The 17,294-nt window shown below is 68.9% G+C and carries 15 protein-coding genes; 4 read left to right on the top strand and 11 right to left on the bottom strand.

From position 1 onward, the window contains the following. Window positions 1–331: 331 nt before the first annotated feature. The 4 genes from MUU77_RS10050 (at window position 332) to MUU77_RS10035 (ending at window position 7,775) form a co-directional block, all read left to right on the top strand. Window positions 332–5,278 (top strand): NAD-glutamate dehydrogenase domain-containing protein, encoded by a 4,947-nt coding sequence (locus MUU77_RS10050; RefSeq protein WP_345779074.1) that lies wholly within the window; start codon window positions 332–334, stop codon window positions 5,276–5,278. A gap of 158 nt (window positions 5,279–5,436) precedes the next feature. Next, window positions 5,437–6,204 (top strand): NAD kinase, encoded by a 768-nt coding sequence (locus MUU77_RS10045; protein ID WP_245086181.1) that lies wholly within the window; start codon window positions 5,437–5,439, stop codon window positions 6,202–6,204. Between the two features lie 119 nt (window positions 6,205–6,323). Continuing rightward, the gene (locus tag MUU77_RS10040; RefSeq protein ID WP_245086178.1) at window positions 6,324–6,815 is read left to right on the top strand and encodes a hypothetical protein; all 492 of its coding nucleotides are present in this window, start codon (window positions 6,324–6,326) and stop codon (window positions 6,813–6,815) included. Between the two features lie 39 nt (window positions 6,816–6,854). Next, on the top strand, window positions 6,855–7,775 hold the full coding sequence (locus tag MUU77_RS10035; RefSeq protein ID WP_245086175.1) for a 5'-nucleotidase: 921 nt from the start codon (window positions 6,855–6,857) through the stop codon (window positions 7,773–7,775). A 105-nt stretch (window positions 7,776–7,880) separates the two neighbouring features. Here MUU77_RS10035 and MUU77_RS10030 read toward each other — a convergent pair whose 3' ends face one another. The 11 genes from MUU77_RS10030 to can form a co-directional block, all read right to left on the bottom strand. After that, a complete protein-coding gene (locus MUU77_RS10030; protein WP_245086172.1) occupies window positions 7,881–8,423 on the bottom strand; it encodes a DUF2939 domain-containing protein in 543 nt (180 codons plus the stop codon). Between the two features lie 16 nt (window positions 8,424–8,439). Then, a complete protein-coding gene (locus MUU77_RS10025; RefSeq protein ID WP_245086169.1) occupies window positions 8,440–9,126 on the bottom strand; it encodes a DUF2461 domain-containing protein in 687 nt (228 codons plus the stop codon). A gap of 57 nt (window positions 9,127–9,183) precedes the next feature. Beyond that, a complete protein-coding gene (gene sbcB, locus MUU77_RS10020) occupies window positions 9,184–10,623 on the bottom strand; it encodes an exodeoxyribonuclease I (protein ID WP_245086166.1) in 1,440 nt (479 codons plus the stop codon). A 102-nt stretch (window positions 10,624–10,725) separates the two neighbouring features. After that, window positions 10,726–12,096: an NAD(P)/FAD-dependent oxidoreductase gene (locus tag MUU77_RS10015; RefSeq protein WP_245086162.1), complete on the bottom strand. Its 1,371-nt coding sequence runs from the start codon at window positions 12,094–12,096 to the stop codon at window positions 10,726–10,728. Window positions 12,097–12,111: 15 nt separating this feature from the next. Next, a complete protein-coding gene (gene kynU / locus MUU77_RS10010; protein WP_245086159.1) occupies window positions 12,112–13,386 on the bottom strand; it encodes a kynureninase in 1,275 nt (424 codons plus the stop codon). Window positions 13,387–13,513: 127 nt separating this feature from the next. Beyond that, window positions 13,514–14,524: an amidohydrolase family protein gene (locus MUU77_RS10005; protein ID WP_245086156.1), complete on the bottom strand. Its 1,011-nt coding sequence runs from the start codon at window positions 14,522–14,524 to the stop codon at window positions 13,514–13,516. A 78-nt stretch (window positions 14,525–14,602) separates the two neighbouring features. Beyond that, the gene (locus MUU77_RS10000; RefSeq protein ID WP_245086153.1) at window positions 14,603–15,010 is read right to left on the bottom strand and encodes a hypothetical protein; all 408 of its coding nucleotides are present in this window, start codon (window positions 15,008–15,010) and stop codon (window positions 14,603–14,605) included. Continuing rightward, entirely contained in the window at window positions 14,994–15,671 is a 678-nt protein-coding gene (locus tag MUU77_RS09995; RefSeq protein WP_245086150.1) for a nucleotidyltransferase domain-containing protein, read from the bottom strand. The genes MUU77_RS10000 and MUU77_RS09995 overlap by 17 nt, the downstream gene beginning before the upstream one ends. 8 nt (window positions 15,672–15,679) lie before the next feature. Continuing rightward, a complete protein-coding gene (locus tag MUU77_RS09990) occupies window positions 15,680–16,228 on the bottom strand; it encodes a 3-hydroxyanthranilate 3,4-dioxygenase (RefSeq protein WP_245086147.1) in 549 nt (182 codons plus the stop codon). A 1-nt stretch (window position 16,229) separates the two neighbouring features. Next, window positions 16,230–16,625, bottom strand: a complete 396-nt coding sequence (locus tag MUU77_RS09985) for a RidA family protein (RefSeq protein WP_245086144.1) — start codon at window positions 16,623–16,625, stop codon at window positions 16,230–16,232. Beyond that, on the bottom strand, window positions 16,618–17,292 hold the full coding sequence (gene can, locus MUU77_RS09980; RefSeq protein ID WP_245086141.1) for a carbonate dehydratase: 675 nt from the start codon (window positions 17,290–17,292) through the stop codon (window positions 16,618–16,620). Before can ends, MUU77_RS09985 begins: the two co-directional genes overlap by 8 nt. Between the last annotated feature and the right edge of the window lie 2 nt (window positions 17,293–17,294).

Below are 17,294 nucleotides of genomic sequence, written 5' to 3'. Positions count from 1 at the left end.
GCTTGTTAGCGCGGCGTGACGTCCCAGGCCGGGCCCCATGCGCCACCGCATGGTGTGGAGTGCCGGCGCAAGGAGGTTCCCAGCGGCCCTATCGCCAAACAAATCCGCGCAGCATTTGCAAGCCGTGCTCATGTGGCCGCGCAACAAGTCTTGTCATGGCGGTGGGGGATACAATGACCATTCGACTACCACTCGTTGAGCCACTCTCTGCATGAACGCTGTACGCAGCCCGAAGAAAGCCTCGAAAAAAACGCCCAAACCGGAAGCCTCCAAGGCCACCCAGACGGTGACCCCGAAGGCGACGCCCACCAGGAAGGTGGCCGCCCGACCGGTGCAGGCGGCGAAGGCCGCGAAGGGCAAGGCAGGGGTGGCGACGGGTGAGGCGTTCTCGCTGTCTCCCATCCTGGACGCGATCCGCAAGCGTGTGTCCGGCGCTGCCGGCCAGGCGGAGGCCCGGACCTTCGCCGAGGCGTTCTACATGCGCATGGAGGAGGACGAGTACCCCCACCATGGCGCCGAAGGCTGGGCCGCCATCGCCACCGACATGCTCGCGTTCGCGCGCACCCGCAAGCCGGGCACGGCGAACGTCCGGGTGTTCAACGCCACCCAGAAATCGCATGGCTGGGACTCGCCGCACACGGTGTTGCAGATCGTCAACGACGACATGCCCTTCCTGGTCGACTCGGTGAGCATGGCGCTGGCCGAGATGGGCGTGGGCGTACACGTGCTGGGGCATCCGCTGGTGCGCTTCACCCGCGACCGGGCCGGGAAGGTCACCGCCGTGGGCGAGGGCAGGCACGAGTCGCTGATGCTGCTCGAGATCGACCGCCTGCCGCCGGAGGAGATGGCGCAGGTGGAGAAGCGCATCCGCAGCGTGCTGGACGAAGTCCGTGCCATCGTGCGCGACTGGTCCGCCATGCGCGAGAAGATGCTGGCCCTGGCCGACGACATGGCCACCCGCCGCATGCCGGCCGATGACGAGGGCCGCCGCGAGGCGCAGGAATTCCTGCGCTGGACGGCCGCCGACCACTTCACCTTCTTCGGCTACCGCGAATACCGCGTGGAGAAGGGCACGGGGATCCTGGCGGCCGTCGAGGACAGCGGCCTGGGCCTGCTGCGCGAGGGCGACACCACGCCACCGCGCAACATCAAGACCCTGGCCGCGCACTACCTGCCGCAGGGCGGCTCGGTGGACGCGCTGATCCTCACCAAGACCAACCGCCGCTCCACCGTGCACCGTCCGGGCAACATGGACTACATCGGCGTGCTGGAATTCGACGCCAAGGGCAACCCGATCGCCGAGCAGCGTTTCATCGGCCTGTACACCTCCAGCGCCTACAACCGCCGCCCGTGGGAGATCCCGCTGGTGCGCGAGCGCCACGAATACGTGATGCAGAAGTCCGGGCTGTCGCCCAGCGGCCACAGCGGCAAGGCCCTGCGCCATATCCTGGAGACCCTCCCGCGCGAGGAACTGTTCCAGTCCAGCGACGAGGAGTTGTACCGCACGGCGATGGGCATCCTGGGCCTGCAGGAGCGCGTGCGCAGCAAGCTGTTCCTGCGCCGCGACCGGTACGGCCGCTTCTATTCGGCGCTGGTCTACATCCCGCGCGAGCGCTTCAACACCGACGTGCGCCTGCGCATCGAGTCGCTGCTGAAGGACGCCATGCGGGGCGAGTACGTCGACAGCAGCGTGCTGCTGGGCGAATCGCCGCTGGCGCAGCTGCACATCACCATCCGCCCGAAGGCCGGCGAGCAGGTCGAGGTGGACACCTCGGCGCTGGAAGGCGACATCGCCCACCTGCTGCGCAACTGGCAGGACGACCTGCGTGAAACCCTGATCGCCCGCCACGGCGAGTCCAAGGGCCTGCTGCTGGCCGGCGGCTACGGCCGTGCGCTGCCGGCGGGCTACATCGAAGTGGTGTCGCCGGAAGGCGCCGCGCGCGACGTCGAGCACCTGGCCGCGCTGACCGGCAAGGACGACCTGCGCCTGAGCCTGCACGAATCGCGCCGCAAGCGCCCGGGCCAGGGCCGCCTGCGCCTGAACCTGTACCGGCACGAAACCGACATCCCGCTGTCCGACGCGCTGCCGCTGATGGAGAACATGGGCCTGCGCGTGATCTCGGAGCACCCGTTCCGCCTGGAGACCGCGCAGGGTGCGCGCTACATCCAGGAGTTCGAAGTCGAGCCGGTCAACGGTGGGTTCGATGTCGAACGCCTGGCGCCGGCGTTCGAGGAGGCGTTCGCGCGCATCTGGCGCGGCGACGCGGAGAACGACGGCTTCAACAAGCTGGTGCTCGGCGCTGGCCTGGCCTGGCGCCAGGTGGCGCTGCTGCGCGGCTACTGCAAGTACCTGCTGCAGACCGGCGTGCCGTTCTCGCAGAGTTACGTAGAGGAGACGCTCAACCGCTATCCGCTGCTGGCCCGCCTGCTGGTGGAGCTGTTCGAGGCCCGTTTCGATCCCTCGACCGGCAGCGAGAGCAAGGCCCAGATCAAGGAAGGCCAGGACCGCTTCGCCGCGCAGCTGAAGGCGCTGGCTGGCGACGACGAAGCGGCCGCCAAGACGCTGGCGGCGCTGGTCGAGGCCCGCGGCGGCAAGCGCGAGCAGCAGATCGAAGCCGCGCACCGCGCGCTGCTGAAGCTGATGGACCGCGTGTCCAGCCTGGACGACGACCGCATCCTGCGCGGTTTCATGGGCGCCATCGAAGCCACGCTGCGCACCAGCTTCTACCAGCGCGGCAAGGACGGCCAGCCGGCCCACACCATCAGCTTCAAGTTCGATTCGGCCAAGGTCCCCGACCTGCCCAAGCCGCGCCCGTACCGCGAGATCTTCGTGTACGGCCCGCGCGTGGAGGGCGTGCACCTGCGCTTCGGCCCCGTCGCCCGCGGCGGCCTGCGCTGGTCCGACCGCCGCGAGGACTTCCGCACCGAAGTGCTGGGCCTGGTGAAGGCGCAGATGGTGAAGAACACCGTCATCGTGCCGGTCGGCGCCAAGGGCGGCTTCTTCGTCAAGCGCCCGCCGGTGGGCGGCGACCGCGACGCCGTGCTGGCCGAAGGCATCGCCTGCTACAAGCTGTTCATCCAGGGCCTGCTGGACATCACCGACAACATCGTCGGCAACAGGATCGTGCCGCCGGTGGACGTGGTACGCCACGACCAGGACGACCCCTACCTGGTGGTCGCCGCCGACAAGGGCACGGCCACGTTCTCCGACATCGCCAACGGCCTGGCCCTCGCGCACGGCTTCTGGATGGGCGATGCGTTCGCTTCCGGCGGTTCGGTGGGCTACGACCACAAGGGCATGGGCATCACCGCCCGCGGCGCCTGGGAATCGGTCAAGCGCCACTTCCGCGCGCTCGGCCGCGATTCGCAGACGCAGGATTTCACCTGCGTGGGCATCGGCGACATGTCCGGCGACGTATTCGGCAACGGCATGCTGCTGTCGGAACACATCCGCCTGGTCGCCGCGTTCGACCACCGCCACATCTTCCTGGACCCCAACCCGGACGCGGCCAGGTCGTTCAAGGAACGCGCGCGCATGTTCAGGGTGCCGCGCTCCAGTTGGGCCGACTACGACGCCGGGCTGATCTCCAAGGGCGGCGGCATCCATCCGCGCAGCGCCAAGTCCATCGACATCACCCCGGAAGTGCGCGCCGCGCTCGGCATCGCCGATGGCGTGAAGTCGATGACGCCCAATGAGTTGATGAGCGCCATCCTGAAGGCGCCGGTGGACCTGCTGTGGAACGGCGGCATCGGCACCTACGTCAAGGCCGCCAGCGAGACGCACGCCGACGTGGGCGACCGCGCCAACAACGGCCTGCGCGTGGACGGCCGCGACCTGCGCTGCAAGGTGGTGGGCGAGGGCGGCAACCTGGGCCTGACCCAGCTGGGCCGCATCGAGGCCGCCCAGCATGGCGTGCTGCTCAATACCGACTTCATCGACAACTCCGCCGGCGTGGACACCTCCGACCACGAGGTGAACATCAAGATCCTGCTCAACGGCGTGGTGCAGGCGAAGAAGCTGTCCATGGACGCCCGCAACAAACTGCTGGCCGACATGACCGGCGAGGTCGCCGACCTGGTGCTGTGGGACAACTACCGGCAGAACCAGGCCATCAGCCTGATGGAACGCATGAGCGTCTCGCGCCTGGGCTCCAAGCAGCACTTCATCCAGACCCTGGAGTCGCAGGGCCTGCTGGACCGCCAGATCGAGTTCCTGCCGTCCGACGCCGAACTGGCCGAGCGCAAGGCGCGCGGGCAGGGGCTGACGCGTCCGGAGCTGTCGGTGCTGCTGTCGTACTCCAAGCTGGTCGCATTCCAGCAGTTGCTGGAATCGGACATCCCGGAGGACCCGTACCTGTCAAAGGAGCTGCAGCGCTACTTTCCGCAGCCGCTGCAGAAGAAGTACGCCTCGGAGATGGAGAAGCACCGCCTGAAGCGCGAGATCATCGCCACCGCGGTCACCAACACCACCATCAACCGGATGGGCGCCACCTTCCTGCTGCGCATGCAGGAGGACACCGGCCGCTCGCCGGCGGAAGTCGCCAAGGCCTTCACCATCACCCGCGAGACCCTGGATGCGCGGGCGTTGTGGAACCAGATCGACGCGCTGGACGGCAAGGTGCCCGAGTCGGTGCAGATCGACGCGCTGCAGGTCATCTGGCAGGTGCAGCGCAATTTCACCCGCTGGCTGCTGACCCGCCAGGGCGCCATCCCGGCCATCGCCACCGCGGTGGAGCGCTACCACGACGGCTTCAACGAGATCCGGGCGGCCGACGGCGTGCTGCCGGATTCGCTGCGCCCGGCGTACAACGCCAGCCTGCAGGGCTGGAAGGACAAGGGCCTGCCGGCCGCGCTGGCCGGCCAGATCGCCGCACTGCCGTACCTGGAGCCGTCCTGCGACATCATCGAGCTGGCGCGCGCGCGCAAGCTCAAGCCGGTCGAGGTGTCCAAGGTCCACTACCGCCTGGGCGAGGCCCTGCACCTGCCCTGGCTGCAGGATCAGATCGAAGCCCTCAAGGTCGACGGCCGCTGGCATGCGGTGGCGCGTGGCGTGCTGCGCGACGAACTCGCCGCCCACCAGCGCACCCTGACCAACCAGGTGCTGTCGCTGCCGGGCGGCAATGCGGACGCCAGGGTCAGGGCCTGGCTGGGCCGCGACGACGCGGGCCTGCGCTTCACGCTGAACATGCTCAACGAGCTGGCGGCGCAGAAGACGCTGGACTACCCGACCGCGTCGGTGGCGGTGCAGCGACTCGGCCAGCTGGCGTCGCAGGCCTGAGTGCCGTCCAGCGGCGGTGAAACAAGGCGGCCTTCGGGCCGCCTTTTTCGTGGCCGCCCTCGCTGGCGGCCACCCCATGGGCCGATGCTGCGCGGCGTCAGAAGGCGCTGCCGGCGTTTTTTTCTGTACGCTGTGCAGGCCCGACGATGGAGCCACGGATGTCCACACCCCGCATCGCCTTCCTCGCCAGCCCCACGCCGGAAGCCCAGCAGGCATTGGTCTCGCTGCAGGCCGAGCATGGCGCGCATGCGCCCGATCAGGCCGACGTACTGTGCGCGCTGGGCGGCGACGGCTTCATGCTGCAGACGCTGCACCGGCATGGCGCGCTGGGCAGGCCGGTGTTCGGAATGAAGCTGGGTACCGTCGGTTTCCTGATGAACCAGTACCGGCCCGACGGGCTGGTCGAGCGCCTCGCCGCGGCCGAGCCCGCCAAGCTGCGTCCGCTGGAAATGATGGCGATGACCGAATCGGGCACATCGATCTCGTCGCTGGCGTACAACGAAGTATCGCTGCTGCGCCAGACCCGGCAGGCGGCGCATATCCGGATCGACCTCAACGGCGAGACCCGGCTGGACGAACTGATCTGCGATGGCGTGCTGACGGCAACGCCGGCCGGCAGCACCGCATACAACTTCTCCGCCCATGGGCCGATCCTCCCGCTGGGCTCCAACACCATCGCGCTGACGCCGATCGCCCCGTTCCGTCCGCGTCGCTGGCGCGGTGCCATCCTGAAGGCCGACACCGAAGTGCGTTTCCGCGTGCTGGACCCCTACAAGCGCCCGGTCAGCGCCACGGCCGATTCGCACGAGGTGCGCGACGTGGTGGAAGTGACCATCCGCGAATCGCGCGACCGCATGGTCACCCTGTTGTTCGACCGCGAGCACAACCTCGAAGAGCGCATCCTCAGCGAGCAGTTCATGACCTGAGTCGCAATGTCTCCAGGGACAGCGCGATTCCGCCGCACTGCGGCTTGCCGCCCCTGCATGCGCATGTTATCCAGCGCCGCGTAGCGGTTCGGTTCGCATCCACCCGGGGAGGGGTCCCGATGCAGTTGAAATGCACGCTGGCGATCTTCGCCTGTCTTTTCGCGGCCGATGCCGCGGCCTGCAACCTGTCCACCGGCACCGCGCCGTTCGCCGTCGCAGCCGGTCCCTCGGCGGAGGCGGGCGATGCCTTGCGCGCGCCGGCGCTCCAGATGGTCAGCCTGACGCGCGGCATCGATGGCCGCGCGTCCTGCGACGCCAGCGGCCTGCTGACGGTGAGCGTGGAGTGGCCGCGGGGCACGGACTACAAACTACGCGACCTGGGCTTCGAGTTCCGCGTGGTAGGTGGCGAGGACCGGTTGTCCATCTTCCCGAAGGCCCCGGTGACCGGTCGCGTGGACGGGCGGCGCAGCGAGTTCGTCTTCCTCTGGCAGGACGGGCCGCCCGCACAGCAGAGCGCCATCGACCTGGTGGTGGAAGTGCGCGCCGTCACGCCCGACAACCGGCGCGGCCCGCCGGCCCAGCTGCGCGTCACGGCCGCGCCGGGCAGTTAGCGTCTCACGCCGTGCGCGCGGATGACGGATACTGTGCGCATGGCCGACAACACCCCCCGCCTGCTTACCGTCGCCGTCACCTCGCGTGCGCTGTTCGACCTGGAAGAGAGCCACGCCCTGTACGAGCGCGAGGGCGTGCAGGCCTACAGCGACTACCAGCGCACGCACGAGGACGACGTGCTGGCGCCCGGCATCGCGTTCCCGGTGGTGCGCAAACTGCTGGCTCTCAATGCCGGGGCGCCGCCGGATACGCCGCGGGTCGAGGTGATCCTGCTGTCGCGCAACTCGGCCGACACCGGGCTGCGCATCTTCAATTCCATCCAGCATTACGGGCTGGGCATCGTGCGCGCCACGTTCACCGCCGGCGAACCCACCTGGCCCTACGTGAAACCGTTCGGTACCGACCTGTTCCTGTCGGCGAATCCGGAATCGGTGCGCCGCTCGCTGGAACACGGCATCGCGGCGGCGACCATCCTGCCCGCCAGCGCGCCGCAGCGGCAGCGCCACGAGCACCAGCTGCGCATCGCCTTCGACGGCGATGCGGTGATCTTCGGCGACGAGAGCGAACGCATCTCGCGCGAGCAGGGCGTGGAGGCGTTCGGCAAGCACGAGCAGGCGCGCGCGCGCGAGGCCCTGTCGGGCGGGCCTTTCCGCAACTTCCTGTCCGCCCTGCACCAGTTGCAGCAGGTGTTCCCGGCCGATGAACGCTCGCCGATACGCACGGCCCTGGTCACCGCGCGGTCCGCGCCGGCGCACGAGCGCGTGATCCGCACGCTGCGCGAGTGGGGCGTGCGGCTGGATGAGGCGTTGTTCCTCGGTGGCCGCCACAAGGGGCCGTTCCTGGAGGCCTTCGGCGCTGACATCTTCTTCGACGATTCCCAGCACAACATCGACAGCGCCCGCCAGCATGTGGCGGCGGGCCACGTACCCCACGGCGTCGCGAACCCGCGCCTCGACTGACCACGAGTGCGCAAGCGTCAAACGCGTCGCAACGCGCCAGTACGATGGACTGACGGCGTGTGTCGTGCGCGGCTTACCAGATGCGCGGCCGCGTCCGAGGTCGCCTCAGAGCGGCAGGCGGATGTCGGTGAGCCGCCAGCGCAGGCCCTGGCGGGTGAAGACGAACACCACGGGCTCTCCCTCGGCATCGCGGATGGTGGCCGTGAAGCGCGACGGCGATTCGTACCGGTGCGTGGCCTGCTTCAGCGGATCGGCCGGGACCGCAGGGGCGTAGGTATCGCCGCCCACCGTCTCGCCGACGGCGCGCTTCCAGGTCGCGCGGCCTTCCAGGATCGCGGCGATGCCCATCGGCGTGACCAGGGTGTCCACGCCGCGGCCGAGCAGGCTGTTGGCGATCGACAGGGCCGCGGCGCCGAACAGGTTGGATGCGACGTCGGCGCCCGCGCGACGGGCCAGCGCGTCCTCCACCTGCGCACGCAGGTTGACGCGCAACGCCGGGAAGTCCACGTGCTTCTGCAGCCGGCCCGTGTCCTGTTCGGCCAAGGCCGTGCGGATGCCATGGATGGCCAGGTACGGCCCCGCGGCGACGTAAGCGGCCACGCCGATGATCGCGGCGAGCAGCCATCCGATCAGGAGCGGCTTCTTCATGGGCGGGGCCTCAGGCTCAGAATTCCAGGTCCAGTGCGGCGCACAGGTAGTCGACGAATGGCCCCAGCGCCTTCAGGTCGCCCGCCACGGTCTGGCGCAGGCGCGGACCGGTCATGGTCGCATCGTCGAGGGCACGCCAGAACACGAAGTTGCGGTGTTTCAGGTCCTCGATGAACGCGAAGTCGGCAGGAAAGCCTCTCGGCGGACGCACCAGTTTCTCGCTTTCCTCGAACTCGAAGCGGCGCCGGAGCGCGGGAGCGTGCGCGGCCTTCTCCCAGTTGCCGGGATTGTCCAGGATGAACTGCCGCACACGGCGCTGGGTATCCGGTTCCGGATGCCACAGGCCGGCGCCCACGAAGCATTCGCTCGGCTGCAGGTGCAGGTAGAAGGAGGGCGCGGGCACCTGCTTGTGGCGCTCATGGAACAGGCGCGCGCCCTGCCAGGATTTGTACGGCGACTTGTCGTTGGAGAAACGCGCATCGCGATGGATGCGGAACAGCGAACCGCCGACTGTCCTGGGGTCGGAGCGGAAATGCAGGCTGACCGCGGCCAGGTCGGGCTGCAGGTCGGTCAGCAGGCGCAGGAAGGGCTGGCGTACGTGGTCTTCGTACTGTGTCCTGTGGGCGTTGAACCAGGTCTTGTCGTTGTGGCGGGCCAGTCCGCGCAGGAACTTGAAGCTGGCATCGGAAAAGTAGGTGGCCATGCGCCGATTGTAGTCAGGCCGGCGTCAAATGACCGACAAGACTGCCCTCGAGGCGCGCTACAGCCCCGCTTCCAGTGCGTGGCGCCACTGCTGCAGCTTGTCCAGCAGGGCCAGCCGCGCGGCGTCGGCGCCATGGACGTCGCGCAAGGCCGCCAGTTCGGCATCGAAGCTCTCGAAGCTGTATTCCGACAGGCTGCTGCCCGGCGCGAGGCGGGCGCGACGATAGGCGTCCCAGCGTTCGCGCTCGCCTGCCGACAGCGTGCCGGGCCAGTTGCGTGCCCGGTACCGGAACAGCAACTCCGGCAGGCGCGCATCGCGAAAGCCGAAATCGCGCTGGCCGAGCAGCGCGGGCGGCGTGCTGCGCACGTCGGTGAAGCGCCGCTTGTCCGCATCGCCCAGGAAGCCGTCGTACAACGAGCCATCGACATCCCCCGGGGCGCTGATGCGCTCGCCCGCGAACACCTGGCGCACCTTTTCCGCCAGGGCGGGGCCGGCCTGGCGCAGCGTCGCGGCGTGGCGCTCGCAGCGCGCCGGATCGATGCCCAGCCGGTCCATGTCCGCCGGTCGCAGGTGCGACCACGCCACCAGGGCAGGCGAACGGTTCAGGTGCACTTCCTTGAGCGGCACGCGCTGCTCGCCTTCCGGCAGGTCGGCCGCCGGGGTATACAGCCGGTCGGCGATGTCGGACGGCGCCATCGCCAGCAGCGGCGCCGGATCGCTGTCCAGGTCGAACACCACCACGCGATTGTCGATGCGCGGGTGGCGCGCCAGGGGCAGCACCGGCGCCGCGCACCGCCGGCTGGCGGGGTAACGCTGCGACACATGCAGCACCGGCAGCATGGCGGTGGTGTCCAGCAGGCGCGCGGCAAAGCGCTTGTCGCGCAGCTGCAGCGCGTAGTCCCACAGGCGCGGCTGCGCCTGGCGCATCAGCCGGGCCAGACCGATGGTGGCCAACACGTCCGACAGCGCTTCGTGCGCGTCGCCGTCGCGGACGTGGTTGGCCAGCGCCAGGTGTTCGAGCCTGAACGAGGTGGCGCCATCCTCCCGCCGGGGCCAGACGATCCCTTCGGGCCGCAGCGCATGCATCAGCCGCATCACGTCCAGCAGGTCCCAACGCGAGTTGCCGCCGCGCCATTCGCGTTCGTAGGGTTCGTGGAAGTTGCGGAACAGGCCATGACGGACGAATTCGTCGTCGAAGCGCAGGCTGTTGTAGCCGAGGGTGCAGGTCTCGGGGCGGCCCATCTCGTCGGCGATGCGCGCGAACGCCTCGGCTTCGTTCACGCCTTCGTGCAGCGCCCGCTGGGGGGTGATGCCGGTGATCAGGGTGGCGATGGGCGAGGGCAGCAGGTCGTCCGCCGGCTGCACGAAGAAGCTGAGCGGCTCTTCCACCACCTCCAGCGCCGGTGTGGTGCGCACCGCGGCGAACTGGGCGATGCGGCTGCGGCGCGGATCGGCGCCGAAGGTCTCCAGGTCGTAGAACAGGAAGCTTCCAGCCATCGCGGGCCTGCCTTCAATGCTGCGTTGCCAGGGGGCGAGGCGTCGCCGGACCGGCGAGCGCCGCGGAGAACGCGCGGCTGCCGACGGCGGTGATGCCCGTACTCATCCCGCGCTGTCTTCCAGCGGGGCCAGCGTGGCCACGACATCGGCGTCCACCGCGGCCCAGTCCAGCCCGTCCAGCGTATCGCGCCCGCGCGTGTGGCGGACCAGCAGGTCGCGCTGCAGTTCGCTGCGGTGCCGGGCGAGCGAGTACGGAATGCGCATGAAACTGACCATCGTGTAGTGGGGCACGAAGCGGCCGGGATGGCGCTGCTGCAGGGCCAGTTCCAGCTCGCGCTGCAGCAGGAAACCCCGGTCGTCCACCTTGTCGCGCATCTCGACGTAGTTCTCCAGCGCCATCTGCTGGATGGCCAGCGCATCGGGCTTGCGCTGGGTTTCGAACGCGGCGAAGGCGGTGGCCAGGTCGTCGTTGGCCTGCAGGTGGCGCGCCAGGGCCACGCAGTCCTCGAACGCACAGTTCATGCCCTGGCCGTGGAAGGGCACCATCGCGTGGGCCGCGTCCCCCAGCAGCACGGCCTGGCCGCCCAGGTGCCAGCGGTCCAGGTAGAGGGTGGCAAGCAGGCCGACGGGATTGGCCTCCCAGTCCTGTTCCAGTGCCGGGATCAGCGGAACGGCGTCGGGGAAGTCGCGCAGGAACAGCGCCTTCGCCTGAGCCCCGGTTCGCACGCTGGCGAAGCTGGGGTCGCCGTCGTTGGGCAGGAAGAGAGTGACGGTGAACGTGCGTTCGTCGTTGGGAAGGGCGATGCACATGTAGTGGCCGCGCGGCCAGATGTGCAGCGCATGGGGTTCCATGATGAACCCGCCATCGGCCGCGGGCGGAATCTCCAGTTCCTTGTAGGCGTGGTCGAGGAACTCGGTCCGCTCGCCCAGGTCCTCCCGCGCCTGCATCGCGGCGCGCAGCGACGAGCCCGCGCCATCGGCACCGACCAGGGCGGAGAAAGCGGACTCGATGCGGCGGCTGTCGCGGTCATCCACGAAGCGCGCGATGTGGGCATCGAAATCGACGCCTTCCAGCCGGTGGTGGAAATGCAGCCGGGCGCCGGCCTGTTCGGCCAGGTCCAGCAGGGTGATGTTCAGGTCGCCACGGTGGATGGACCAGATCACCTCGGAATCGTCGCGTCCATAGCGTTGCAGCTGCTGGCGGCCGTCCAGCGCGTGCACCATGCGTCCGCGCATCATCACCGCCTGGCGCATCACGGCGGTGTCGGCATCGGCCATGCGCAGCGCATGGCGGCCACGTTCGGCCAGGGCGAGGTTGATGGAGCGGCCGCCCTCGTAGCCCTTCACGCGCGGATCGCCGCGCTTCTCGTGCACGTCGACACGCCAGCCCGCACGCGCCATCAGCGTGGCCAGCAGCGCGCCGGCCAGGCCGGCCCCGATGATGGTGATGTGTCGCGGAACGTCAGCGCCCACGGTGTTGCCTCCGGGTCAGAACCCCCGCCACGTCTCGACCTCCTCGACGAAGCGATGGACATCCATGTAGCGGTTGTACAGCGGGGCAGGGGAAATGCGGATCACGTCCGGCTCGCGCCAGTCGCCGACCACGCCCACGGACATCAGGTAGTCGAACAGTTCGCGGCCGCGTTCGCGCCCGCCCGCGACGCGCAGCGACAACTGCGCGCCGCGTTGCGCCGGGTCGGCGGGCGTGACGATCTGCAGCACATCGGCCAGGCGCGCCTGGATCAGCGCCTCCAGCAGGCCGGTCAGCTTGAGCGACTTGGTGCGCACCGCCTCCATGCCCCCGGCCTTGTCGAACAGCTCCAGTGAAGCGCGAAGGGGGGCCAGCCCCAGGATCGGCGGATTGCTCAGCTGCCAGCCCTCGGCGCCCGGCGTGGGCACGAACTCGGGGCCCATGCGGAAACGGGTGTCCTTTTCATGACCCCACCAGCCCGCGAACCGCGGACGGTCGGTCTGGGCGTGCCGCGCATGCACGAAGCAGCCGGCGACGGCGCCCGGTCCGGCGTTGAGGTACTTGTAGTGGCACCACACCGCGAAATCCACACCGCTGTCGTGCAGCCGCAACGGCAGGTTGCCCACCGCGTGCGCAAGGTCCACGCCGACGACCGCGCCCTGCGCGTGGCCGAGCCGCGCGATTTCCGCCAGGTCGAACGCCTGGCCGGTGCGGTACTGGATGCCGGGCCACAGCACCAGCGCCAGGCGCGGGCCGTGCTCGGCGATGGCGCGCTCGATGGCGGCCATCGAAAGCGTGCCGTCCTGCAGGTCCGGCTCCACTTCGATCAGGTCCGTCGCCGGATCGAAGCCGTGGAAGCGGATCTGGGATTCCATCGCATGCCGGTCGGAGGGAAACGCGCCGGCCTCCATCAGGATCGCCGGCCGTTCGCGGGTGGGCCGGTAGAAGCTGACCATCATCAGGTGCAGGTTGGCGGTCAGCGTGTTCATCGCCACCACTTCCAGCGGCCGCGCGCCGACCAGTCGCGCGAGGGGCTCGCGTACCAGTTCGTGGTAGGTCATCCATTGCGCGGCGCCGGTGAAGTGGCCCTCGACGGCCTCGTTCGCCCATTTGTCCAGCACCTCGTTGACGTAGCCGCGGGCGCCCCTGGGCTGCAGGCCCAGCGAGTTGCCGCAGAAATAGACCTGGTCGTTGTGCTTGTGGCGCGGAATCAGGAAGTCGTTGCGGAGCGGCCGCAGCGGGTCGGCGGCGTCGAGCGCGATGATGTGGGTACGGGACAGCGGGTCGGTCATGGATGCATCGGTACGGAAAGGACGGGAATCGTAGGAGCGCCCCGTGGGCGCCATGGTTTGTGGACGGGGGGCGCGATGCCTGCAACAAGAGCATCGCGCCCGTGGGGCGCTCCTACAGACAGCGCCATCATAGGAACCTCGACGCCGGCAGGCCCAGCCATTCCAGGGCGGTACCGTGATAGAGGCGGGCCTGCTGGGCTTCATCCAGGCCGAGCGCGGCAATGCCGGCACCGGGTTCCTGTTCGCCCAGCGGGAACGGATAGTCGGTGCCCAGCATCACCCGCTCATGGCCGACGGTGTCCAGCAGGTAGCGCAGCGCGCGCGGATCGGCGACCCAGGAGTCGAAATACACGCGGCCCAGGTAGTCACGCGGGTTGCGGGGGTTGTCGGTGGCCACCAGGTCCGGGCGCATGTTGAAGCCGTGCTCGATGCGGCCGATCGTGTAGGGGAAGCTGCCGCCGCCGTGGGCGAAGCAGACCTTCAGTTCGGGCAGGCGCTCCAGTACGCCGCCGAAGATCAGGCAGCAGGCCGCGCGCGACTGTTCCGCTGGCATGCCGACCAGCCACGGCAGCCAGTACTTGGGCATCGACGCGGCCCCCATCATGTCCCAGGGGTGCACGAGGACGGCGGCGCCCAGCTCGCTGGCCGCCTGGAAGAACTCGAACAGTTCGGGCGCATCCAGGTTCCAGTCGTTGACGTGGCTGCCGATCTGCACGCCCTGCAGGCCCAGCTGGTCCATGCAGCGCTCCAGCTCCTGCACGGCCAGGCGCGGCGACTGCAGCGGCACCGTGCCGATGCCGGCATAGTGGCGCGGATAGTCGCGGCAGGCCGCCGCGGTGTGGTCGTTGAGGGCCTGGTGCAGCTCCAGCGCGTGGTGCGGCCTGGCCCAGTAGCTGAACATCACCGGCACGGTGCTGATGACCTGCACCTGCACGCCGAAGCGGGCGTAATCGGCGATGCGCTCCTCCGGGTCCCAGGTCTTGGGCCAGATCTCGCGGAAGAACCTGCCGTCCTTGTAGATGCGGTGGCGGCCGTCTTCGCCGTGATGGATCACCGGAAAGCGCACGTCCCCGTACTTGGCGGCCAGGTCGGGCCAGTCACGGGGCAGGAAGTGCGCATGGGTGTCGATCTTCAGCATCGTGGGATTGTAGGGGTTGCCCGCAGGGGATTCGCGCTGCAGTGCCGCGACACGCGCGCCGCCGGACGCCATCCGGCATCAGCGCTCCAGCGCATCGGAAACACGCTCGCAAGCGGCGATCAGGTCGTTGACCAGGCGACGGTCCACCTCCACGTGTCCCTCGTACTCGGCCAGGTTACGCAGATCGTGCGCCTTGGCCAGCACTCGCCAGACCTCAGGCCCCAGCCCCAGCGTGTGCGGCAGCACCTGGAAGACGATGTAGCGGTGCCGCGCGCGGAAACCTGCCCGGCGCAGGGCCGCCAGGCTCAATGCATGGGCGGCGTTGTAGGCCAGGTCGAACCGGCTCTCCAGCGACAGCGCGTCGTTATGTGCATCGGCCAGACGCGCCAGCCCGGAGCGCAGCAGGCCAGCGGTCTCGTTCCTGTCTGACGGTTCGGCGCTGAGCGGGCCGTCGTGATGGGCCAGCCGCTCAAGCGGGGAGGTCATCTTCGCTTCCGATCAGCCATTGCCGCGGTTGCTGCAGCACGCGGGTCACGAAGCTGTTGCCGGCATCGCGGCGGTTGCGCAGTTCGTCGCGCGTGTACACGGTGGGGTTGATCGGGCGACCCAGGCGTTTCGCCACCGGATGAAGCGCCAGCATCAACTCGCCGTAGGACAGCTCGTCGGCGATCACCATCAGGTCGATGTCGCTGCGCGCCGTGTCGTGTCCCTTGGCGACGGACCCGTACAGGAAGCTGGCCTGGATGCGGGACGCGAGCGGCGCAAGCGCTTCTCTCAGCGGCTCGGCCAAGCCGAACGTCTTGCGGACAATGGAAACCAGCTCGTCATGGATCGGCGCATCGGGGTTGGCCCGGTATCGCTTCTGGTTGCCTACATGCTCGACGGTCAGCAGTCCGCTGCCGGCGAGCCGGGCCAGCTCGCGCTGGACGGCGCCGCTGCCGGCGCCCGTGGCCTGGATCAGTTCGTTGACGGCATAGCTGCGCCCGGACTCGCCGAACAGACAGGCCAGGACGCGTTGCTGGGTGGTGGTGAACAGGGCCCCGGACAGACTGGCGGCGGCATACCGCGCCGCGGCCTCGCTGACCTTGCCGGGACGGACGGGATCGTTTATGCCCATATCGGGCACGATAATGCCCAGATTGGGCAAGCGCAAGCTCAGGTGATGTCGGCCTGCGAGTCCGCCTGCATCTCGTAACGGCTCGGCCGGGGGTTCAGGTGGCCGCACGCCTTGCAGGTGCGCAGGTCGTCGCTGCGGTAGAAGGCTTCGAACACGCGGAAGAAGTCCTGTTCGATGTCGTTGAGGTGGAAGTATTCCTCGTACACCTTGTGGTTGCAGCGCTCGCAGAACCACAGCAGGCCATCGTCCTCGTGCGGCAGGCGCCTGCGTTCGATCACCAGCCCGACCGAGCCCGGCATCCGCTGCGGCGAGTGCGGCACGCGCGGCGGCAGCAGGAAGATCTCCCCCGCCTTCAGCGGGATGTCGCGCGGGGCGCCGTCTTCCTGGATGCGCAGCACCATCTCGCCCTCCAGCTGGTAGAACCACTCCGGGCCCTCGTCGTAGTGGTAGTCGGTGCGTGCATTCGGGCCGCCCACTACCATCACGATGAAGTCTCCGTCGTAGATGCACTTGTTGCCGACCGGCGGCTTCAGCAGATGACGGTGTTCCTCGATCCAGGCCTGCAGGTTGAGCGGATTCGGCAGCATGTCAGCGGCGCTCCGGCACGTGCGCGACGCACTTCAGTTCGATGGAGATGGGCGTGGGCAGGGCGGTGATGCCCAGCGTGGTACGGCACGGGGCCACGGCGGCATCGGGGAAGTGGTCGGCCCAGACGCGGTTGTACCCGGGGAAGTCGCCCGCCATGTCGGTCAGGTACACCGTCACGTCCACCAGGCTCTCCCAGCGGGCGCCGCTGGCCTCCAGCACGGTACGCACATTGGCCAACACCGCGCGCGTCTGCGCCTCGATGCCGGCAGGGATGGCGTCGGTCGCCGGATCGCGCGGGCCGATGCCCGAGAGGAACAGCAGGTCGCCGACCCGCCGCGCATGCGGATAGCGGCCGACCGGCCTGGGCGCGGCGGAGGCCTGCACGCCTTCATTCATCGCGCTTGCCCTTCGGCGGCACCGAGGCCAGGGCGCGCTGGTAGGCCGGCTGCAGTTCGTCCTGCGCGGCCACGTCCATGCCCAGCTCGCGCACGCGCCCGTCGAACAGGCTGTAGACCCAGCCATGGACCGCCAGTGGCTGTCCGCGCGCCCACGCATCCTGCACGACGGTGGTCTGGCAGACGTTGAAGACCTGTTCGATCACGTTCAGCTCGCACAGGCGCGCGTGCCGCAGGGACTCGGTATCCACCTGCGAAAGCAGGTCCGCGTGCTTCATCGCCACATCGGCCACGTGGCGGAGCCAGTTGTCGGCCAGGCCCACGCGCAGGCCGGTCATGGCCGCATGCACGCCGCCGCAGCCGTAATGGCCGACCAGCAGGATGTGTTCGACCTTGAGGATGTCGACGGCGAACTGGATCACCGACAGCGCGTTGAGGTCGCCGTGCGACATCACGTTGGCGATGTTGCGATGGACGAAGACCTCGCCGGGGTCCAGCCCGAGGATCTGGTTGGCCGGCACGCGCGAATCGGAGCAGCCGATCCACAGGTAACGGGGGGACTGCTGCTGCGACAGCCGCTTGAAGAAGCCCGGGTCTTCCTGCTTGATGCGGTCGGCCCAGTCGCGGTTGTTCCGCAGCAGTTTCTCGAGTTCGGAAAGTTCGCTCATTC

Source organism: Pseudoxanthomonas sp. F37 (genome assembly GCF_022965755.1).
GTDB lineage: Bacteria > Pseudomonadota > Gammaproteobacteria > Xanthomonadales > Xanthomonadaceae > Pseudoxanthomonas_A.
Note: the sequence above shows the minus strand (reverse complement) of the source record. Positions and strands in the feature narration are given on the sequence as shown.

Bases quoted from the DNA above. Each gene is read 5' to 3' on its own strand.
- MUU77_RS10045 (WP_245086181.1), top strand. From the start codon at position 5,437: ATGTCCACACCCCGCATCGCCTTCCTCGCCAGCCCCACGCCGGAAGCC.
- MUU77_RS10040 (WP_245086178.1), top strand. From the start codon at position 6,324: ATGCAGTTGAAATGCACGCTGGCGATCTTCGCCTGTCTTTTCGCGGCC.
- MUU77_RS10035 (WP_245086175.1), top strand. From the start codon at position 6,855: ATGGCCGACAACACCCCCCGCCTGCTTACCGTCGCCGTCACCTCGCGT.
- MUU77_RS10030 (WP_245086172.1), bottom strand. From the start codon at position 8,423: ATGAAGAAGCCGCTCCTGATCGGATGGCTGCTCGCCGCGATCATCGGC.
- MUU77_RS10025 (WP_245086169.1), bottom strand. From the start codon at position 9,126: ATGGCCACCTACTTTTCCGATGCCAGCTTCAAGTTCCTGCGCGGACTG.
- sbcB (WP_245086166.1), bottom strand. From the start codon at position 10,623: ATGGCTGGAAGCTTCCTGTTCTACGACCTGGAGACCTTCGGCGCCGAT.
- kynU (WP_245086159.1), bottom strand. From the start codon at position 13,386: ATGACCGACCCGCTGTCCCGTACCCACATCATCGCGCTCGACGCCGCC.
- MUU77_RS10005 (WP_245086156.1), bottom strand. From the start codon at position 14,524: ATGCTGAAGATCGACACCCATGCGCACTTCCTGCCCCGTGACTGGCCC.
- MUU77_RS10000 (WP_245086153.1), bottom strand. From the start codon at position 15,010: ATGACCTCCCCGCTTGAGCGGCTGGCCCATCACGACGGCCCGCTCAGC.
- MUU77_RS09990 (WP_245086147.1), bottom strand. From the start codon at position 16,228: ATGCTGCCGAATCCGCTCAACCTGCAGGCCTGGATCGAGGAACACCGT.
- MUU77_RS09985 (WP_245086144.1), bottom strand. From the start codon at position 16,625: ATGAATGAAGGCGTGCAGGCCTCCGCCGCGCCCAGGCCGGTCGGCCGC.
- can (WP_245086141.1), bottom strand. From the start codon at position 17,292: ATGAGCGAACTTTCCGAACTCGAGAAACTGCTGCGGAACAACCGCGAC.